Raw genomic sequence first — 19,114 nt, 5'->3', positions numbered from 1 at the left:
CGCCGGGCCTCGGGCGACTTTTCGGGAACCCAACCGCTCCCCCGGCTCGCGGGAGCGAGTTTTCGGGAAACCAACCTCTGCCGCGGCCCGCAGAGATGCATTTTCGGGAACCCAACCTCTGCCGCGGCCCGCAGAGATGCATTTTCGGGAACCCAACCGCTCCCCCGGCTCGCGGGAGCGAGTTTTCGGGAAACCAACCTCTGCCGCGGCCCGCAGAGGTGGATTTTCGGGAACCCAACCTCTCCGGACACGCGCAGAGGTTGATGTTCGCGAAATCGGCCCGCTGGGCGAGCACCCCCGCCGGACGCCCGCCCGGAGCGCACATCGCGGGTACGCGCGTTGCGGGTTAGTCGCTCAGTGGCGCCCACTTCGCCTCGCGCTTCTCGGCCCAGGCCGCCGGGCCCTCGGTCTGGTCCGGGTGGCCCCACACGCTGACCAGGTCTTTGGCCCCCGCGCGGCACGCCTCCGTCAGGCCGGTCTCCAACGCCCCCCACAGCGCGCGCTTCGTGGCACGCATCGCCACCGGAGAGTTCCGCGCGATCAGCTCGCCGAGTTCCTGTGCGGCGTCCCGCAGTTGGTCGGGCTCCACCAGCTGGCTGACCATGCCGAGCTGGTAGGCGCGTTCGGCCGACATCCGTTCGTGGCGACCGGTGAGCGCCATCCGCATCACCGGCTCGAACGGCATCTTGCGCAGCAGCCCGATCGCCTCGATCGCGACCACCTGGCCGATCGAGACGTGCGGGTCGGTGAACTGCGCGTCGGTGGCCGCGATGACCACGTCGGCGTCGGCGACGAAGTGGAAGCCGCCGCCGGCGCAGACGCCGTTGACGGCCGCGATGACCGGCTTGGCGACCTGCTGGTGCCAGGCGGTGAAGTGCACGTCGAAGTTCTCCATCGACGCCCGGTACCGCTCCATGCCGACGCCGTCGGACGCGATCTCCGCGACGTCGACGCCGGTCTGGAACGCCCGTCCTTCGCCGGTGTTGACGATCACCCGGACTGCCGGATCGCGGTCGAGCTCGACCCAGGCGATGGCGAGCTCGTCGCGCATCTGGTTCGTCATCGCGTTGAGTCGCTCGGGCCGGTTGAACAGCAGCCAGCCGACCGGCCCGCGGCGCTCGATCCGCAGCGTCTCGAAGTCGGTGTAGCGGTAGGTCTCCGACGGTTCTGACAACGCGGTCATCGCGGTCCTCTCGATGGCGAATCGGTCACGGGGCACAGCCGCCGCGGTCGCTAGCGCAGCCGCAGGCGGTAGGCCGCCCGCGCTGGTTGGCCCCGCGGCGTCGGCGAAAGCGGTCTCGGTGCCGGCCTCGGCGGGAGAAGTCGCCGCGCGGGCCGACGCCGCGCGGCCCGCGGCGGCGCGGAGGGCGGTGGTGCGGCCGGTTTCGAGCGCTGCCCAGAGCGTCCGCTTGGTGGCGCGCAGCACGTCCGGGGGGCGGTCCGCGATCGTCTCGGCGAGGGCCTGGGCGGTCTCGGCCAGGGCGTCGTCCGGAACGACCTGGCCGACGATGCCCAGCGCGTACGCGCGGGCGGCGTCCATCCGCTCGTGCCGGCCGGTCAGTCCGAGCCGCAGCACCGGCTCCACAGCGCCGCGGTGGGCCAGGCCGATCAGCTCGTACACGCTCGCCTGGCCGACCGAGACGTGCGGGTCGAGGAACGTGGCCGACTCCGCGGCGAGCACTAAGTCGGCGTCGGCCACGAAGTGCAGGCCGCCCCCGGCGCAGACGCCGTTGACCGCGGCGATCACCGGCTTGCCGACGCCGTTGTGCCACCCGGTCAACCGCAGTTCAGCGCGTTTGGTCCGCCGGGACTGCTCGCGCAGCGCGGCGGGGTCCCGCGCGAGCTGCCGGACGTCGAGACCGGTCTGGAACGCCGGTCCGCGCCCGGTGTTCACGATGACCCGGACGCTCGGGTCGGCGTCGAGTTCGGCCCAGGCCCGAGGCAGGTCGTCGAGCATTCCGGCGTCCATCGCGTTGCCGACGTCCGGCCGGTCGAACACCAGCCAGCCGACCGGGCCGCGCCGTTCGATCCGCAGCCCGCGGTACGGGCTGCTCATCGGCCGGTGAACTTCGGCGAGCGCTTCTCCCGGAACGCGGCGAGCCCTTCCCGGAAGTCCTCGCTGCGGGAGGAGAGCTCCATACCGAACGCCTCGTCCCGCAGGTGCGCTTCGAGCGACGCCGCCCGGCCGGTGTGCAGCAGCGACTTCGCCAGTCCGAGCGCCACCGTGGGTCCGTCGGCCAGCGTCGCAGAGAGACCGGCTGCCTCGGCGTCGACGTCGGCGGCCGGGACCGCCCGGTCGACCAGGCCCCACTCGGCGGCGGTCGCCCCGTCCACCCGCTCCCCGAGCAGCAGCATCCGGCGCGCCCGCACCTCGCCGATGCGCCGCGGAAGCATCCAGGTGATCCCGCCGTCCGGGGTGAAGCCGCGGGCACCGTACGGCGCCCAGAGCCGCGCGTCGTCGGCGACGACCGTGACGTCGGCGGCGAGCGCCAGCGACAGGCCGATGCCCGCCGCCCAGCCCCGCACCGCGCAGACCACCGGGACCTGCGTCTCCAGCAGCACCGGCACCAGCCGATGGGCCTGCCAGGGCAGGCGGCGCTGGATGCTGCCGACCCGCGGCCGGCCGTCGACGCCTGCGTTCCGGGCGATGATGTCGGCACCGGAGCAGAAGTGCTCGCCGGCCCCGGCGAGCAGGACCGCCCGCACCGACTCGTCGCTGCCCGCGCCGATGATCAGGTCGATCAGGCCGGCGACCATCGTGTCGTCGATCGCGTTGCGCTTCTCCGGACGGTTCAGCGTGATCCGCAGGATCGTTCCGTCCCGGTCGACGGCCAGACCCGGGGTTTCACTCATGACGCGAACCGATCCACTATCGCCGCCATCGCGCCCTCCAGATCGGTGCCGGGCGGGTCGGGGAGGCGAACCGGTCCGTGCTCACGGCTCGGCAGCAGGATCGTCGCCGAGCCGGTGGTGGTCTCGACGTCCCGCTGGCTCACGGTTCGCAGGGTGACGTCCACCGCGGGCCGGCCGCCCTCGGCCAGGTAGTGCCGGACAACCTCGCCGCGGACCCACTGGGTGTCGCCGACGTAGTTGAACGCCTCGAACCGGCAGTCGAGCTTCCACAGCCAGGAGTCGTCGCCCATCCAGTTCGTGCAGGCGTGGATCAGCCAGGTCTCGCGCATCCGGCCGTAGTCGAACGTCGTCGGATTACCCGAGCGGCGCGCGAACTCGGGGTCCCAGTGGACGCGCTGCATCACGTCCGGGACGTTGAGCTCGTCGCGGTGGTAGAAGCGCGGGATCCGGCGCCGGTTGACGACCGCGAGCTCCAGCGGGCGGATCGCGTAGAGCCCCATGCCCATGCCGACGTGCCAGCAGACCATGTCGGTGACGGTCAGCGGCCCCTTCACCAGCGGGTCGAGCACGTCGCCGACGGCGACGTCCTCCCAGTAGCGCGGCTCGGCGCCACGCCGCCGCTCGGCCAGGACCTGGGCTTCGATGTCGTCGATCTCCGCGTCGGTGTAGACGTAGGGCTGGATCTGCGCGTACTTCTTCCGCTCGCGGGCCTTCTCGCGCTCGGTGCGGATCATCAGCTTGTACTGCGCGGCGAGCAGCGGACCGTCCGCGGCGCCGAACATCTGACCGGTCCACTCGTGCACCGCTCGCCCGGCGAAGCCGCTCGGCTTGTCGTGCACGCCGACCAGCGCGTCCCGGCGTCGGACCCGCGTGTACGGCTCGAGCGGCGCCCACCACTCCCGGGCGCTGCTCGCGTAGAACGCGTGCACGCCGCGCAGCGGATCGCCCTTCATCAGGTCCCGGTGCTCCTCCGGGATGCCGGTGACCGAGTCCTCGCCGACCAGCGTGTCGCCGCCGACCAGCGGCGGCGGTGCGATCGGCCCGCCCCAGCGCGTCGTCGCCCCGTGGTCCCGGTCGCTCCAGAGCGGATTGTCGTCGCCGTAGGCCTGCGCGACGATGCGGAACGCGTCCACGCCTGGCTCGCGGTAGTGCGGTGGCGCAGGGTTCGGTACCGGGATCCCGATCCGGCGGCGTAACCGCTCGATCGCCTCGTCGGTGATCCGCGGCGCCGTTCGTTCGCCGGTGCTGGTACCGCTCACGAATGAGTACTCCCCTCGTTCGCCGGAAGAATCTGGCTCCACGCGACGACCGGTCCGGCGACGTCGGTCATCCGGGCCAGCCAGTGCGGATCGGTCCGCAGGGGTGCGACGACCGGCGACTCGCCGTGGACGGCGTCCCGCAGGCGTGCGGCGTGCGCGACGGCGTCCGGCGCCGGTCCGTCGTCCGACCAGGCTTCGACGGGCACCGGCAGCCCCAGCGAGGCGGCGAGCTCGACCAGTTCCCCGATACGCTCGGCCGCCCCGGTGGCCGCGGCCGAACCCGCGGCCACCGCGGCCGAACCGGCGGACCCGGGCGAACCCGCGGACCCGGCGACCGACGCGGGGTCGTCGAGCACCGCGAGGACCGGGCGCGCCGGGGACGCGATCCGGGCCACCAGCGCCGCGGCGATCGCGAAACCCGCCGGGACGCGGCCGCCCGGGACGATCACGCTGTCGAGCACCGTGGTGCCGACAGTCCGGGCGACCCAGTAGCCGGCGACTCCCGGGTCGGCGGCGATCAACCCACCGCGGGCGGCGAGCTCGCCGTAGGTCCGGGTCACCCGAGACGGCGGCAACGGCCCCGCCTCGACCGTCCACCCACGCTGGGTGGCCTCGGCCAGCCGGTGCCGCAGCGGGGGCATCTCCGGGAGCCCGGGCGGGCGCCGCCACGCGAGCGCGAGCGTCCCCAGCGACGCCGGGTCGATCGTGACCTGCGGCGCCAGCTGCCAGCACGCGGCCGGCGACTCGTGCGGGTCGAGGCCCACGGCGACGATCAGGTCGGCGTCGGCGAGCCCGGCCAGCCGGAAGTCGTCGCGCTGCAGGCCGATCGTGGCCCAGTGGTGCGGGCTCTGCCAGGTGAAGACTCCCTTGGCGCCCCAGGTGTTCAGCACGCCCACTTGCCCGGCGGTGGCGAACGCGTGCAGGCCGGGCACTGCGCCGGCGGCGATCACACCGGGTCCGACGAGGACGACCGGCCGCTCCGCGGCCGTCAGGAGTGCGAGCGCCGCCTCCGTCTCCCCGGCCGGGTCCGGCCCCCCGGAGCCCGCGCCAGCGGGCATCGGGCCAACCGACGCAGCGGCGCCCGATGCAGCGGCGCCCGGCGTGACGGCCCGGCGGTCCGGTGCGGGCCGGTCGAGATCGAGGTCGACGCGGAGCGCGACACCGCGCCCGGTGGCCGCCGCGTGCGCCGCCATCGCGACGAGATCCGACACGCGGTCCGGCTCGTCGAGCAAGACCTGCCAGCCGCCCGGCGCGCCGCCGAGCACGGGGCCCGCCGCGCCGGACGGCCCGGCAGCCCCGGAGGTCCCGGTTACCCCGGCGGACCCGGGAACCCCGGACGCCGCCGCGGCTCCGCCGATCGTCAGTACCCCGTCCACCCACGACGCCGCACGGTCCCGGTGCACCCGCTCGTGCGCGGCGACCAGCGTCGGAGCCAGCCGCGCCGGTACCCGCGCGGTCACCGGCAGGCCGCGGTCGGCGTCGCCGTAGACGGCACGCACCCCGGCCTCCCGCAACGCCCGCCACAACCGCGCACCCCCGGTCTCCGCGGAGGCCGAGGTCAGAGCAGAGCGCGGCGACACGGTCTCAGCCACGAGGCACCTCACGCCACGGCTTCCCCTCCCACGGGTCGGGCTCCCGCGGCAGCCCGAGGACCCGCTCGGCGATGATGTTCTTGTTCACCTCGGTCGTTCCGCCCTCGATCGTGTTGGCCCGGCTGCGCAGCGCGCCCCGCACCTCGGCCGGCATCCCGTCCGGATAGGCCTCGACGGCGTCGGACCAGGCGTCCGCGGCGGCCCGCCACGTCGTCCGGCCCGGCCCGAGCAGCGCCGCCGCACTGGCCTGGATCCGCTGGTTGAGATCGGAGCCGTGCACCTTGCCGATCGAGCTCTCCGGCCCCGGTGCCCGCCCGGCCTTGACCGTCGCCCGCACCCGCTGGTTGGTCCAGGCGCGCAGCTGTTCCTCGGCCCAGAGCCGGGTGACGTCGGCGCGGACCAGCGGGTCGTCCCAGCCAGTGCCGGGCACCGCGGCCGCGCGCTCCTTGGCCAAACGCACCAGCCGCCCGGCGCCGGCGCCACCGATCCGGTCGACCCCGCCGGACCCGGAGCCGGACACCATCTGCCGCTCGCCGGAGAGCGTCGCCCGTGCGACCCGCCAGCCGTCGTTCACCGCGCCGACCCGCTGGGCGTCCGGCACCACCGCGTCGGCGAGGAACACCTCGTTGAAGTCGATCTCCCCGCCGAGGTGCCGCAGCGGCCGGATCTCGACGCCCGGCTGGTCGAGCGCGATCAGGAAGTACGTGATGCCCGCCCGTTTCGGCGCGTCCGGGTCGGTGCGGGCGAGCAGGACCGCGTAGTCGGCGAGGTGCGCCCACGTCGTCCACACCTTCTGCCCGGTGATCCGCCAGTGGTCCCCGTCGCGCACCGCCCGGGTGGAGAGCGACGCCAGGTCGCTGCCCGCCCCGGGTTCGCTGAACAGCTGGCACCAGACCTCGGTGTTGCGCACGATCGGCGGCAGGTACCGCAGCCGCTGGTCTTCGGTGCCGTGCGCGAACAGCGCGGGGGCGGCGAGGTTGAGGCCGAGGGGGTTGAGCCGGGGCAGGTGGTACGGGCGCAGCGCTCGATCGGCGGCGGCCGCCATCGCCGGTGCCCAGTCCAGCCCGCCGTACGCAACCGGCCAGGCCGGCACCACCAGACCGGACTCGGCGAGCGTGGGGTACCAGGTGCGGTACTCGTCGGGGGTGCGGACCTGCCGGACCGCGGAGGCACCGCCCGTCTCGGCCGCCCGCACCCAGGACGACGGGGCGCTCCGGCGGACCCAGTCCAGCGCGGCCGCGACGGCCTCGTCCGGGGTGGCGCAGGCCACGAGTTCCGGTGGCGGAGTCATGAGCCGGAGGGTAGTCGCATGTTAGATTTTATACAAAGTACTTGATGCATCAGCTGGCCCTCAAAGCAACAGACGTGGAGCCTGTGCATGGACGAGCCCTTCGGTGCGGACGTCGGCGAACTCGCCGCCACCGTGTTCGCCGACTCCTGCCCGCCGTCCCGCATCCGGGAGCTGATGGCGACCCCGGCCGGGTACGACCCGGAGGCCTGGCGGCGCTGGGCACGGGAGACCGGTCTTCCCGGTCTCGGCGTCCCCGCGGAGTACGGCGGCCTCGGGCTGCCGCTCCCGGCGCTCGCCGACGTCTTCGAGGCGGCCGGGCGGACGCTGGTCTGCGCACCGTTGTTCTCCACCGTCGGGCTCGCGGTACCGCTGCTGCTCGCCACCGGTGACGCCGAGGCAGCCAAGCGCTGGCTGCCGCCGATCGCCGCCGGGACGCTCACCGCGACGGTCGCGCTCCCCGACGCGGCGGCCGGCGAACCCGCCGTCACCGCCGAGCCGCACCTGTGGAACGAGTGGCGGCTCAGCGGCCGGGTGGAGCGGGTCGTCGACGGCGCGACCGCCGGTCTGCTCCTGGTGGTGGCGGAAGGCCCGGACGGATCGGGCGTCTTCGCGGTGGACGCCGACGAGAGCCTCACCCGGACGCCGCTGATGAGCCTCGACCTGACCCGCCGCCAGGCCGTCGTCGAGCTCCTCCGCACTCCCGCGACCCGGGTCGGCACCGACACGACCGGTCTCGAGCCGGCCCTCGACGCCGCCCGCGTCCTGCTCGCCGCCGAGCTGGTCGGCGTCGCACAGCAGTGCCTCGACGTCACGGTCGCCTACGCGAAGCAGCGGGTCCAGTTCGGGCGGCCGATCGGCTCGTTCCAGGCGATCAAGCAGCGCGCCGCGGACATGCTGATCAAGGTCGAGCTGGCGCGCTCGGCGGCCCGGCACGCGGCCGCGGCCCACGAAGCGGACGAGGACCCGGCTGTCGCCGCGGCGCTCGCGAAGGCCTACTGCGCCGAAGCCGCGGCCGCGGTCGCCGCGGACGCGATCCAGCTGCACGGCGGCATCGGGTTCACCTGGGAGCACGAGGCGCACCTCTACTACAAGCGCGCGATCACCGACGACGAGATTCTCGGCTCAGCGGCCACGCACTGGACCCGCGTCAGCGATCATCTCGACCATGCCTTCTGACGATCGGCACGCGGATTCTCACCCCGATGTGCTCCACGACCCGCGTGGACCGCGTCACGGCGTCAATCCGGGCCAGCCGCTGGCCGGCGTCACGGTGGTCGCGCTGGAGCAGGCGGTGTCCGCTCCGCTCTGCACCCGGACGCTCGGCGACCTCGGCGCCCGCGTCCTGAAGGTGGAGAACCCGCGGGGTGGCGACTTCACCCGCGGCTTCGACGACGTCGTGGGAGGCCTCGCCGCGCACTTCGTCTGGCTCAACCGGGGCAAGGAGTCGGTCGCGCTCGACGTCCGGCACCCGGACGGGCGGACCGTGCTGCATCGCCTGCTCGACTCCGCGGACGTGCTGGTCTCGAACCTCGCGCCGGGTGCGGTGTCCCGGCTGGGGCTGGGCGCCGACGACCTGGACCGGGACCATCCGCGGCTGGTGAGCGTCGAGATCTCCGGGTACGGCACCGGAGGCCCGCTCTCCGGCAAACGCGCGTACGACCTGCTGGTGCAGGCCGAGACCGGTGTCTGCGCGATCACCGGGACGCCGGGCGCGCCGGCGAAGCCGGGGCCGCCGTTCGCGGACGGGGTGACCGGCCTCTACGCGGCGATCGCGGTGCTGGGCGCGCTCACCGAGCGGGCCACCACCGGGGTCGGCGCCCGGCTCGCGGTGAGCATGTTCGACGCGATGACCGAGCTGATGGGGTACCCCCTGACCTGGACCGCGGCGACCGGTGTCGACCAGCAGCCGGTCGGCATGGGCTCGCCCGCGGTCGCGCCGTACGGGGCCTACCACACCGCGGACGGCCGCACGGTGGTGCTCGGGACGACCAACGACGCGGAGTGGGCACGGCTCGCCACCGACCTGCTCGGGCGCCCCGACCTGGTCACGGACGAGCGGTACCGGCACAACCCCGACCGGGTGGCGCACCGCGCCGAACTCGACGCGCTGCTCGGCGAGTGGTGCGGAAAACGGTCGCTGGTCGACGTCCAGGCGGCGGCGGACGCGGCCGGGATCGGCAACTCGGTCTACCGGACGCCGAGCGAGGTCGTCGAGCACCCGCACTTGGCCGCCCGGGATCGGTGGCGCGACGTCGACACCCCCGCCGGACCGGTGCGCGCGCTGCTGCCACCCGCGATCGTCGCCGGCCACACCGCACCGATGGGCCCGGTCCCGGCACTGGGCGCGCACACCGACGCCGTCCTCACCGAGCTCGGCCTGACCCCGCACGAACTCGCCGACCTGCGCGCCGCCGGCGTGCTCGGCGCCCGCACCCCGGAGGACTGATTCGTGGATTCTGCTGACCTGACCGCGATCGTCGATGCGGTGCGCACGTTCGTGCGGAACGAGGTCGTCCCCCGCGAAGAGCAGATCGACACGACCGACGCCGTCCCGGAGGCGATCGTCGCCGCCTGCAAGGACATGGGCCTCTACGGCTTCACGATCCCCGTGCAGTACGGCGGGCTCGGCCTGACCGTCGCCCAGGAGTGCGAGCTGGTGTTCGAGCTCGGCTGGACGACGCCCGCGCTGCGGTCGCTGTTCGGCACGAACAACGGGATCGCCGGGCACGTGCTGCTGGAGGGCGGCACCGAGGAGCAGAAGAAGTCCTGGCTCCCCCGGCTGGCGTCCGGTGAGGTGACCGCGTCGTTCGCGCTCACCGAGGCCGACGCCGGTTCGGATCCGTCGGCGCTCACCACCAGCGCCCGCCTCGAGGGCAACCGCTGGGTGCTGAACGGGTCCAAGCGGTACATCACGAACGCGCCGGTCGCGGACGTGTTCATGGTGTTCGCCCGCACCGACCCGGACGCCCCGGGCAACCGCGGCATCACTGCGTTCCTGGTCCCGGCGGACACACCCGGCCTCACCGTCGGCGCGCCGGACCGGAAGATGGGCCAGTTCGGCGCGCACACCGCGGACGTCCACCTGGACGAGGTCATCCTCCCGTCGGACGCCGTCGTCGGCGGCGCCGCGGGCCTCAACAACGGCTTCCGCATCGCGGCGCAGTGTCTGGCGCACGGCCGGATCCACATCGCGGCGCTCTGCGTCGGGATGGCCGCGCGGCTGGTTGACGAGGCGTGCGAGTTCGCCCGCTCCCGGAACGCGGGGGGCAAGCCGATCGCCCGGTTCCAGCTCGTCCAGGGGTTGATCGCCGACTCGGTGACCGACCAGTACGCCGGGCGCGCGCTCGTGCTCGACGTCGCCCGCGCCTACGACGCCGGCACCGACCGGATCACCGGGCCGGCCGCCGCGAAGTACTTCTGCTCGGAGATGGTCGGCCGGGTCGCCGACCGCGCGGTCCAGGTGCACGGCGGCGCCGGGTACATGCGAGGGGTCGCGGTCGAGCGGTTCTACCGCGACGCCCGGCTGTTCCGGATCTACGAGGGAACCAGCCAGATCCAGCAGGTGATCATCGCCAGGCAGGTCCTCGGCCCGGCCGCCCGGGCCTAGGACCTGTCCGGGATCAGCTCACCTGAATGGATGCGGCGACGCCGGGCGGCGACGCCGGTGTACAGGGGATCGTGAACGTGCCGAAGATGGTGCTCGCGACCGCCGAGGCCGTGCCAGGCGTCAGATCGACCTGCCCGGCCGTGGTGAGCGTCAGCTGTCCGATCATCGGGGGCAGCTGCACCGGCGATCCGGCCGGGATCGCCTCCGCGTTCGGTGGTCCGGTGACGATCACCGTGCCGGTCTGGGCTCCGGAGACGATGCCTTCGGCGCTCGGGGTCACGCTCCCGGCCGCCAACTCGATCGGCGCGACGACCGGAGTCGGCCCGGTCGTCACCGTGATCTCGACGGTCTCGCCGACCGTCGCGGTGGCCGGTGCGGTGACCGTGACCTCGACGTCGCCGGTCTGCGTGCCGGACAGCGGGGTCTCACACGCGTAGTTGACGGTCACGGTGTCGGCGTGGGCGGGGTCGCCGACCAGCAGGACGGCGCCGGCCGCGGCGCCTAACGTCACGGCCGTCGCGAGACGCTTGCGGAGAGTTGAAGACAACACGCGTACTCCTTCGGGGGAAAGGGCCCCGAGACGCTTCTGTCTCGAGGTACGCGTGTCCGTTATAGACCTTTACCGACAAAAGTCAATCCTGCACCGATATAACAACTGCGCCCGCATTTGTCATCATGATGTGAACGGCGCTCCACGCCACAAAGGGCGCCCGAACGCGCCACGAAGCCGCTCCGCAGCGGGCGACTCCGTGGCGCATCGGCGAATCCAGGTCAGGCCCCCACGTACGCGGCGAGGTGCTCGCCGGTGAGCGTGGACCGGGCGGCGACGAGGTCGGCGGGCACGCCCTCGAACACGATCCGGCCGCCGTCGTGGCCGGCACCGGGCCCCAGGTCGATGATCCAGTCGGCGTGTGCCATCACGGCCTGGTGGTGCTCGATGACGATCACCGACTTGCCGGCGTCGACGAGCCGATCGAGCAGACCGAGCAGCTGCTCGACGTCGGCCAGGTGCAGGCCGGTGGTCGGCTCGTCGAGGATGTAGACGCCGCCCTTGTCCCCCATCCGGGTCGCGAGCTTGAGCCGCTGCCGCTCACCGCCGGAGAGCGTGGTGAGCGGCTGGCCGAGCGTGAGGTAGCCGAGCCCCACGTCCGCGAGGCGCTCCAGGATCTTGTGCGCGGCCGGCGTGCGCGCCTCACCGTCCGCGAAGAACTCGACGGCGTCGGCGACCGACATCCCGAGCACCTCGCTGATGTCGCGACCGCCCAGGTGGTAGTCGAGCACCGAGGCCTCGAACCGCTTGCCCTCGCACACCTCGCACGGGGTCGCGACGCTGGCCATGATCCCCAGGTCGGTGTAGATGACACCGGCCCCGTTGCAGTTCGGGCAGGCACCCTCGGAGTTCGCGCTGAACAGCGCCGGCTTCACACCGTTCCGCTTGGCGAACGCCTTGCGGATCGGGTCGAGCAGGCCGGTGTAGGTCGCCGGGTTGCTCCGGCGCGAGCCGCGGATCGCGGTCTGGTCGATCGCCACGACCCCCTCCCGACCGGCCACCGAGCCATGGATCAGCGAGCTCTTACCGGACCCGGCCACCCCGGTCACCACGACCAGGACGCCGAGGGGGATGTCGACGTCGACACCCTGCAGGTTGTGGGTCGAGGCGCCGCGGATCTCGAGGGCCCCGGTGGACGTACGCACCGACGGCTTGAGCGTGGCGCGGTCGTCGAGGTGGCGGCCGGTGAGCGTGTCGCTGGCGCGCAGCCCCTCGAGCGTGCCCTCGAAACAGACGGTCCCACCCGCGCTACCGGCGCCGGGGCCCAGGTCGACAACGTGGTCGGCGATCGCGATCGCCTCCGGCTTGTGCTCGACGACGAGCACCGTGTTGCCCTTGTCGCGCAGCTGGCGCAGCAGGTCGTTCATCCGCTGGATGTCGTGCGGGTGCAGGCCGATCGTCGGCTCGTCGAAGACATAGGTGACGTCGGTCAGCGACGACCCGAGGTGGCGGATCATCTTGGTCCGCTGCGCCTCACCGCCGGAGAGCGTGCCCGACGGCCGGTCCAGCGACAGGTACCCGAGGCCGATCTCGGTGAACGAGTCGAGCGTGTGCTGCAGCTTGCCCAGGAGCGGCGCGACCGACGGCTCGTCCAGGCCGCGCACCCACTCGGCCAGGTCGCTGATCTGCATCGCGCACGCGTCGGCGATGTTCGTGCCGTTGATCTTCGACGACCGGGCCGCCTCGGACAGGCGGGAGCCACCGCACTCCGGGCAGACCGTGAACGTCGCCGCCCGCTCGACGAACGCGCGGATGTGCGGCTGCAGCGCGTCGATGTCCTTGGAGAGGAACGACTTCTGGATCGACGGGATCAGGCCCGAGTACGTCAGGTTGATGCCGTCGATCTTGATCTTGGTCGGCTCCCGGTGGAGCAGGTCGTGCAGCTCCTTCTTCGTGTACTTCTTGATCGGCTTGTCCGGGTCGAAGTAGCCGGCGCCCCGGAAGATCCGGCCGTACCAGCCCTCCATGGTGTAGCCGGGGATCGTGATCGCACCCTCGTTGAGCGACTTGCTGTCGTCGTAGAGCGCGGTCAGGTCGATGTCGTTGATCGAGCCCCGACCCTCGCAGCGCGGGCACATGCCCCCGGTGATGCTGAAGGTGCGCCGCTCCTTGGTCGTCTCGCCGCCCTTCGTGAGCGTGACCGCCCCGGCGCCGCTGATCGAGGCGACGTTGAACGAGAACGCCTGCGGCGAGCCGATGTGCGGCTGCCCGAGCCGGCTGAACAGGATGCGCAGCATTGCGTTCGCGTCGGTGGCGGTGCCGACCGTGGAGCGTGGGTCGGAGCCCATGCGCTCCTGGTCGACGATGATCGCCGTGGTCAGCCCGTCCAGGACGTCGACCTCGGGTCGCGCGAGCGTCGGCATGAAGCCCTGCACGAACGCGCTGTAGGTCTCGTTGATCAGCCGCTGCGACTCGGCGGCGATCGTGCCGAACACCAGAGAGCTCTTGCCCGACCCGGAGACGCCGGTGAAGACCGTCAGCCGCCGCTTCGGGATCTCGACGCTGACGTCCTTGAGGTTGTTCACCCGCGCACCGTGCACGCGGATCACGTCGTGGCTGTCGGCGCTGTGAACGCTCTGTGGTGCGGCCGAACGCGTGTCCGTCCCCGTGGCCATGCTCATCGTGTCTCCATCCGTGCGGCGGCGGTCACCTCGTCCGTGGCCACGCTAGTTGGGCCGCAAAGACCAGCGCTTCTCGAATTCTGACGTGATCCACGTGCACTGACGCGAGGTTGCTGCCGCTATGCGCCGTTTGCGGCATTTTACGCGAGCCGCCGGACGAGGTCACCCCGGCGCAGCTTGCCGACCTCGGTGCGGGGCAGGGCGTCCACGCGGTGGAACGCCACCGGCACCTTGTACGCCACCAGGTGCTCCCGGCACAGCTTGGCGAGCGCCTCGTCGGGAGCGGGCGGAGCGCCCGGCGCGTCGACGACGAACGCCACCGGCACCTTGTACGCCACCAGGTGCTCCCGGCACAGCTTGGCGAGCGCCTCGTCGGGAGCGGGCGGAGCGCCCGGCGCGTCGACGACGAACGCCACCGGCACCTTGTACGCCACCAGGTGCTCCCGGCACAGCTTGGCGAGCGCCTCGTCGGGAGCGGGCGGAGCGCCCGGCGCGTCGACGACGAACGCCACCGGCACCTCGCCCAGCCGGTCGTCGGGTGCGCCGACCACCGCGGCCTCGGCGACCGCCGGGCTCAGCCGCAGGACCTCCTCGACCTGCTCGGGGAACACCTTGTTGCCGCCGCGGTTGATCAGGTCGCCGGCCCGCCCTTCGATCCAGACGAACCCGTCGGCGTCGACGCGGGCGAGGTCACCGGTGTCGACGAAACCCTCGGCGTCGATCCGGTCGGCGAGCTGCTCGCCGGTCGCGTACCCGGACGCCATCCGCGGCGGCCGCACCCACAGCGGGCCGATCTCGCCCTCCGGGGCCGCGATCCGCACGGCCACCCCCGGGAGCGGACGCCCGGCGGCGCCGACCTTCTCCGGATGCGCCTTCGCGTCCGCGGCGGTCCAGCCGATCACCTCGCCGACCTCGGCCTGGCCGTAACTGTTCAGGACGAACGCGCCGAACCGGTCGGTAAACCGGCGCGCGTGGAGCGGGGAGAGCGGCGCGGTGATGCTCCGGACGTATCGCAGCGGCGAGAGCGCCTCCACGTCCGACGCGTTGAGCGTCACGATCGCGGCCGGGGGCAGCACGGTGGAGCGGATGCCGAACCGGGCGAGCAGGTCGGCGAACTCGCGCGGCCGGAACCGGTCCATGATCACCAGCGCGGCGCCGGCACGCAGACCGAACAGCGCGTTGTAGATACCGCTGTTGAGCGCGAGCGACACCGGAATGAGGTTCGGGGAGGGTGGCCGCCCCGACGGGCCCCGGCCGCGCAGCGGACCGAGCACCCGGTCGAGCAGCTCCAGGTACCCGTCGTGGGTGTGCAGGATGGCTTTCGGCGTGCCGGTCGTGCCGGACGTCCAGGTGAGGAACGCTGTGCCGTCCGGGTAGGTCCGGACCGCTCCGTCCAGGTGGCGCACGTGGAGACCGCCGTCCGGGGCGGGCTCCACCAGCGCGGCCGGCCGCGCCGCCTCCAGCGCCCGCTCGGCCTCGGCGGCGGGAGCGGCGGCGTTCACCGGCACGAAGACGGCACCGGCCGACCAGATCGCGGTCATCGCGATCACCGACTCGGGGCTGTTCGGCAGCCGGACCGCGACCGCGGTGCCCGGCCGGACGTCGCCGGCTCGGAGCCGCTGGGCGAGCTCGGTCACCCCGGCGCGGGCCTCGCCGGCGGTCAGCATCCGGTCGGCCGTGTGCAGCAGCGGCTCGTCGTCGGGGAACGGGTGATCGAGCAGCAGTGCGGCCAGCATCGATGTGCTCCTGTCGATGTCGTAGACAATATATAGTAGGCGCGATCGTTCGACCGGAGGAGACCGCATGAGCACGTCCGCTTCCCGGGTCGCCATCGTCACCGGGGCTGCCCGGGGCATCGGCGCCGCGACCGCCGTTCGTCTGGCCGCCGACGGCCTCGCCGTCGCCGGGCTCGACCTGGACGAGCCCGCCGCGAAGGAGACCGCAGACACGATCTCCGCGGCCGGTGGCCGGTCGATCGCGGTCGGCGCCGACGTCGCGGACGCCGAAGCGGTGGCGGCCGCCGTCGCCCGGGTGACCGAGACGCTGGGCGCACCCACGGTGCTGGTCAACAACGCCGGGATCACCCGCGACAACCTGCTGTTCAAGATGAGCGAGTCCGACTGGGACGCGGTGATCGCGGTGCACTTGCGGGGCACGTTCCTGATGACCAAGGCGGTCCAGGCGCACATGGTCGCGGCCCGCTGGGGCCGGATCGTCAACCTGTCGAGCACGTCCGCGCTGGGCAACCGCGGCCAGGCGAACTACGCCGCGGCGAAGGCCGGGATCCAGGGCCTCACCAAGACCCTCGCGATCGAGCTGGGGAAGTTCGGCATCACGGTGAACAGCATCGCGCCCGGGTTCATCCAGACCGAGATGACGAAGGCCACGGCCGAGCGGCTCGGCCAGGACTGGGACGCGTACGTCACCGCGCGGGCGGCGCAGATCCCGGTGGCCAGGGCCGGCGTTCCGGAGGACATCGCCCACGCGGTGTCGTTCTTCGTCGGCGAGGCCGCGGGCTTCGTCTCCGGCCAGGTGCTCTACGTCGCCGGCGGCCCCAAGGCGTGAGGGCCCGGGCGCGCCCTGCGCGCCCGGGGCCGGAACCGTCAGACCGGGCGGTCGCCGAGCAGGGTCACGCGGTGCAGGACGCGCTCGGCGCCACCGGTGTCGCCGACCACCGCGTGCTGCGTGCACCGGTTGTCCCAGATCACCAGGTCACCGACGCGCCACTTGTGCCGGTAGACGTACTCGGGGCGCCCGACCTGCGCGTACAGGTACGACAGCAGCGGCGCGCTCTCCTCGTGCGTCCACCCGTCGATGTGCGTGGTGTAGTCGGCGTTGACGAACAGCGCCTTCCGCCCGGTGATCGGGTGGGTCCGCGCCACCGGGTGCGTCTGGGTGACCGCGGTGCGGTCCAGCCCGGCCTGGTTGGCGAGCGTCGTCCCCTGGTGGACCGCGCGCAGCGTGTCCAGCGTCGCCCGCAGGCCCGGCGACAGGTCCTCGTAGACCAGCGCGGCGTTCGACCACATCGTGTCGCCGCCCACCTCCGGAATCACCCGGGCCAGCAGCATGCTCAGCGCCGGCGGCTTCTCCGCGTGCGTGGTGTCGGCGTGCCAGCGCTGGGTGAGCGGCGTCGGCTCGTGGATCTTCATCACGCCGGGGTGGCCCTCGATGCTGGGCACGTACGGGTGCACGGACACCTCTCCCCAGCGGGAGGCGAACGCCAGCTGGTCGTCGGGCGTCATCGCCTGCTGACCACGGATGCAGATGACCTGGTATTGCAGGAACGCGTCCTGGAGCGCCTTCAGCGTCGCGTCGTCGACGCCACCGGCCAGCTCGACGCCGGTGATGATCGCACCGAGCGCGGCGGATCGGCGCTCGATCTTCAGAGCAGTCGCAGTCGCCATGTCTCCTCCAGTGTTAGCGTGATTGATACTTTATACATGATGTAGGCGCTCGACGCGCGGGTCGCGTCGGGCCCGGCCGCGGTGCGGCCGGGCCCGCGTGCGTCACGCGGCGGCTTTCTCCAGGATGTGGACGCCGCACGCGGAGCCGAGCCCGATGACGTGGGCCAGTCCCACCCGCGCTCCGTCGATCTGCCGCTGCCCGGCCTCGCCGCGGAGGTGGGTCGCGACCTCCCAGACGTTCGCGATGCCGGTCGCCGCGATCGGATGCCCCTTGGACTGCAGCCCACCGGAGACGTTCACCGGCGTCGAGCCGTCCCGCCAGGGCGCGCCGGACTCGAAGAAGTCCACCGCCCCGCCTTCCTCGCAGAGCATCAGGTTGTCGTAGTGCACGAGCTCCGCGGTCGCGAAACAGTCGTGCAGCTCGACCAGGTCCAGGTCTCCCGGCCCGACGCCGGCCGCCTCGTACGCCTGCCGCGCGGCGGCGCGGGTCAGCGTGTTGACGTCCGGCAGCACCTGGCACGCCTCGGTCCACGGGTCACTGGTGAGCACCGAGGCCGCGATCTTCACCGCGCGACGCCGCTGTTCGAGCGACAACCGCCGCAGCGCCGCGTCGCCCACGATCACGGCCGCCGCGGCCCCGTCGGTGTTCGCCGAGCACATCGGCCGGGTGTTCGGGTAGGCGATCATGACGTCGCCCATGATCTGCTCCAGGCTCATCCGCTTCTGGTACGCGGCGAGCGGGTTCAACGTCGAGTGGGCGTGGTTCTTCTCGCTGATCCGCGCGAACAGCTCGAAGGCTGAAGACACAGTGCCGCCGTACCTATGCGTGTATTCCATGCCGACCTGCGCGAACACCCCGGCCATCGTCTCGGTGCCGATCCGGCCGTCGACCCCGCCGACCGCGCCGAGCCGCCCCGACCGCGTCCACTCGCCACTCTCGTCCTTGCGCGGACGCGCGCCGAGCAGCCCGGCGCCGGACAGTTTCTCGACGCCGACCGCGAGGCCCATCTCGGCCTCACCGGCCTTGATCGCCATGCACACGGTCCGCAGCGCGGTCGCGCCGGTCGCGCACGCGTTCTGCACGTTGTAGACCGGGATGCCGGTCTGACCGATCTGCTTCTGCAGCAACTGCCCGATGCTGCCGACGCCCCCGAGCAGGTTGCCTGCGGCGAGCACCCCCATGTCCTTCATCGTCACGCCGCCGTCGGACAGCGCGCCGAGCGCCGCCTCGGACGCCAGGTCGACCAGGTCCTCGTCCGGGTGCTTGCCGAACTTCGTCATGTGGATTCCGAGAATCCAGAGGTCCTCTGCCATGTCGTTCACCCCTCCACGGGACGGAAGGCGTAGTTGACTGCCTCGACACCGGCCTCGTCGGTGCCGGTCGCGTACGTCGTCAGCGCTACCTTCATGCCGAGGCGGACGTGATCCGCGTCGGGCTCGACGTCCACCAGGTTGGTGCGCACGCTGGTGCCGTCGCAGTCCACCACCGCCGCGACGAACGGCACCGGGACACCCGGCGCCGCAAACGTGACGATCGTGAAGGCGCGGACCTCGCCGGTCGTCGCGACCGGGACGCGGTGGAAGTCCCGGGCGCCGCAGCTCGCGCACGCGTTGCGGCGGCCGAAGTAGCGGGCCGCGCACTCCGTGCACTCCTCGGCGAGGAGATGGGGTTCGTCTCCGAGCTCGAGGAAATCCACGAACGGGATCTGTGTGGGTGTGGTCATCCGGAACCTTCCGATCGGGGGGAGTCGAGAAGCGTCGAGGCCACGACCGCGCGGTGCCACCGCGGGCCGCCCAGCACCGGCTCGGCGGCCTTGACCCGGCGGTACCAGAGGTGCAGCGGCCGGTCGGCGTGGAAACCGTCGCCGCCACCGAGCTGGTGGGCGGACGCGGTGACCCGGCGGCACCGCTCCGCCGCCACCGCTGCGGCGACGGCC

General features: G+C 72.6%; 16 protein-coding genes and 1 pseudogene. 4 read left to right on the top strand and 13 right to left on the bottom strand.

Annotation, left to right across the window (positions count from 1 at the left end; all coding sequences use genetic code 11):
- Positions 1 to 346: 346 nt before the first annotated feature.
- From ABEB28_RS02380 to ABEB28_RS02355, 6 genes and pseudogenes are all read right to left on the bottom strand, one after another.
- Positions 347 to 1,183 carry an enoyl-CoA hydratase/isomerase family protein gene (locus tag ABEB28_RS02380; RefSeq protein ID WP_345726347.1) on the bottom strand — a complete coding sequence of 279 codons (837 nt, stop codon included), beginning with the start codon at positions 1,181 to 1,183 and terminating at the stop codon, positions 347 to 349.
- Positions 1,184 to 1,366: 183 nt separating this feature from the next.
- A pseudogene (locus tag ABEB28_RS02375) lies at positions 1,367 to 2,056 on the bottom strand (enoyl-CoA hydratase/isomerase family protein); the annotation flags it as partial.
- On the bottom strand, positions 2,053 to 2,853 hold the full coding sequence (locus ABEB28_RS02370; RefSeq protein ID WP_345726270.1) for an enoyl-CoA hydratase/isomerase family protein: 801 nt from the start codon (positions 2,851 to 2,853) through the stop codon (positions 2,053 to 2,055). The pseudogene ABEB28_RS02375 and the gene ABEB28_RS02370, both read right to left, overlap by 4 nt.
- Positions 2,850 to 4,112: a hotdog family protein gene (locus ABEB28_RS02365; protein ID WP_345726269.1), complete on the bottom strand. Its 1,263-nt coding sequence runs from the start codon at positions 4,110 to 4,112 to the stop codon at positions 2,850 to 2,852. The genes ABEB28_RS02370 and ABEB28_RS02365 overlap by 4 nt, the downstream gene beginning before the upstream one ends.
- Positions 4,109 to 5,704: a hypothetical protein gene (locus ABEB28_RS02360; RefSeq protein ID WP_345726268.1), complete on the bottom strand. Its 1,596-nt coding sequence runs from the start codon at positions 5,702 to 5,704 to the stop codon at positions 4,109 to 4,111. Before ABEB28_RS02360 ends, ABEB28_RS02365 begins: the two co-directional genes overlap by 4 nt.
- Positions 5,697 to 6,995 carry an acyl-CoA dehydrogenase family protein gene (locus ABEB28_RS02355; protein WP_345726267.1) on the bottom strand — a complete coding sequence of 433 codons (1,299 nt, stop codon included), beginning with the start codon at positions 6,993 to 6,995 and terminating at the stop codon, positions 5,697 to 5,699. The genes ABEB28_RS02360 and ABEB28_RS02355 overlap by 8 nt, the downstream gene beginning before the upstream one ends.
- Positions 6,996 to 7,082: 87 nt before the next feature.
- Here ABEB28_RS02355 and ABEB28_RS02350 point away from each other — a divergent pair, with 87 nt between their 5' ends.
- From ABEB28_RS02350 to ABEB28_RS02340, 3 genes are read left to right on the top strand one after another with little or no spacing between them, the layout of a single operon-like run.
- Positions 7,083 to 8,171: an acyl-CoA dehydrogenase family protein gene (locus ABEB28_RS02350; protein WP_345726266.1), complete on the top strand. Its 1,089-nt coding sequence runs from the start codon at positions 7,083 to 7,085 to the stop codon at positions 8,169 to 8,171.
- On the top strand, positions 8,161 to 9,441 hold the full coding sequence (locus ABEB28_RS02345) for a CaiB/BaiF CoA transferase family protein (protein ID WP_345726265.1): 1,281 nt from the start codon (positions 8,161 to 8,163) through the stop codon (positions 9,439 to 9,441). The genes ABEB28_RS02350 and ABEB28_RS02345 overlap by 11 nt, the downstream gene beginning before the upstream one ends.
- 3 nt (positions 9,442 to 9,444) lie before the next feature.
- Positions 9,445 to 10,602: an acyl-CoA dehydrogenase family protein gene (locus ABEB28_RS02340; RefSeq protein WP_345726264.1), complete on the top strand. Its 1,158-nt coding sequence runs from the start codon at positions 9,445 to 9,447 to the stop codon at positions 10,600 to 10,602.
- A 13-nt stretch (positions 10,603 to 10,615) separates the two neighbouring features.
- On the opposite strand, the gene ABEB28_RS02335 is transcribed toward ABEB28_RS02340, so the two are convergent.
- From ABEB28_RS02335 to ABEB28_RS02325, 3 genes are all read right to left on the bottom strand, one after another.
- Positions 10,616 to 11,152: an early set domain-containing protein gene (locus ABEB28_RS02335; protein ID WP_345726263.1), complete on the bottom strand. Its 537-nt coding sequence runs from the start codon at positions 11,150 to 11,152 to the stop codon at positions 10,616 to 10,618.
- A gap of 221 nt (positions 11,153 to 11,373) precedes the next feature.
- A complete protein-coding gene (locus tag ABEB28_RS02330; RefSeq protein ID WP_345726262.1) occupies positions 11,374 to 13,773 on the bottom strand; it encodes an ATP-binding cassette domain-containing protein in 2,400 nt (799 codons plus the stop codon).
- Between the two features lie 140 nt (positions 13,774 to 13,913).
- A complete protein-coding gene (locus ABEB28_RS02325) occupies positions 13,914 to 15,509 on the bottom strand; it encodes a class I adenylate-forming enzyme family protein (protein ID WP_345726261.1) in 1,596 nt (531 codons plus the stop codon).
- 67 nt (positions 15,510 to 15,576) lie between these two features.
- On the opposite strand from ABEB28_RS02325, the gene fabG reads away from it, so the two are divergent.
- Positions 15,577 to 16,338, top strand: a complete 762-nt coding sequence (fabG, locus tag ABEB28_RS02320; RefSeq protein ID WP_345726260.1) for a 3-oxoacyl-ACP reductase FabG — start codon at positions 15,577 to 15,579, stop codon at positions 16,336 to 16,338.
- A gap of 38 nt (positions 16,339 to 16,376) precedes the next feature.
- Here the strand turns inward: fabG and ABEB28_RS02315 are convergent, their stop codons facing one another.
- The 4 genes from ABEB28_RS02315 to ABEB28_RS02300 form a co-directional block, all read right to left on the bottom strand.
- Entirely contained in the window at positions 16,377 to 17,177 is an 801-nt protein-coding gene (locus ABEB28_RS02315; protein WP_345726259.1) for a TauD/TfdA dioxygenase family protein, read from the bottom strand.
- A gap of 102 nt (positions 17,178 to 17,279) precedes the next feature.
- Entirely contained in the window at positions 17,280 to 18,491 is a 1,212-nt protein-coding gene (locus ABEB28_RS02310) for a thiolase family protein (protein ID WP_345726258.1), read from the bottom strand.
- Between the two features lie 5 nt (positions 18,492 to 18,496).
- The gene (locus ABEB28_RS02305; RefSeq protein WP_345726257.1) at positions 18,497 to 18,901 is read right to left on the bottom strand and encodes a Zn-ribbon domain-containing OB-fold protein; all 405 of its coding nucleotides are present in this window, start codon (positions 18,899 to 18,901) and stop codon (positions 18,497 to 18,499) included.
- Positions 18,898 to 19,114: acyl-CoA dehydrogenase family protein (locus ABEB28_RS02300; RefSeq protein WP_345726256.1), on the bottom strand; the 217-nt coding region annotated here is incomplete at its 5' end. The genes ABEB28_RS02300 and ABEB28_RS02305, both read right to left, overlap by 4 nt.

The sequence above is a fragment of the Cryptosporangium minutisporangium genome (assembly GCF_039536245.1).
Lineage (GTDB): Bacteria > Actinomycetota > Actinomycetes > Mycobacteriales > Cryptosporangiaceae > Cryptosporangium > Cryptosporangium minutisporangium.
Note: the sequence above shows the minus strand (reverse complement) of the source record. Positions and strands in the feature narration are given on the sequence as shown.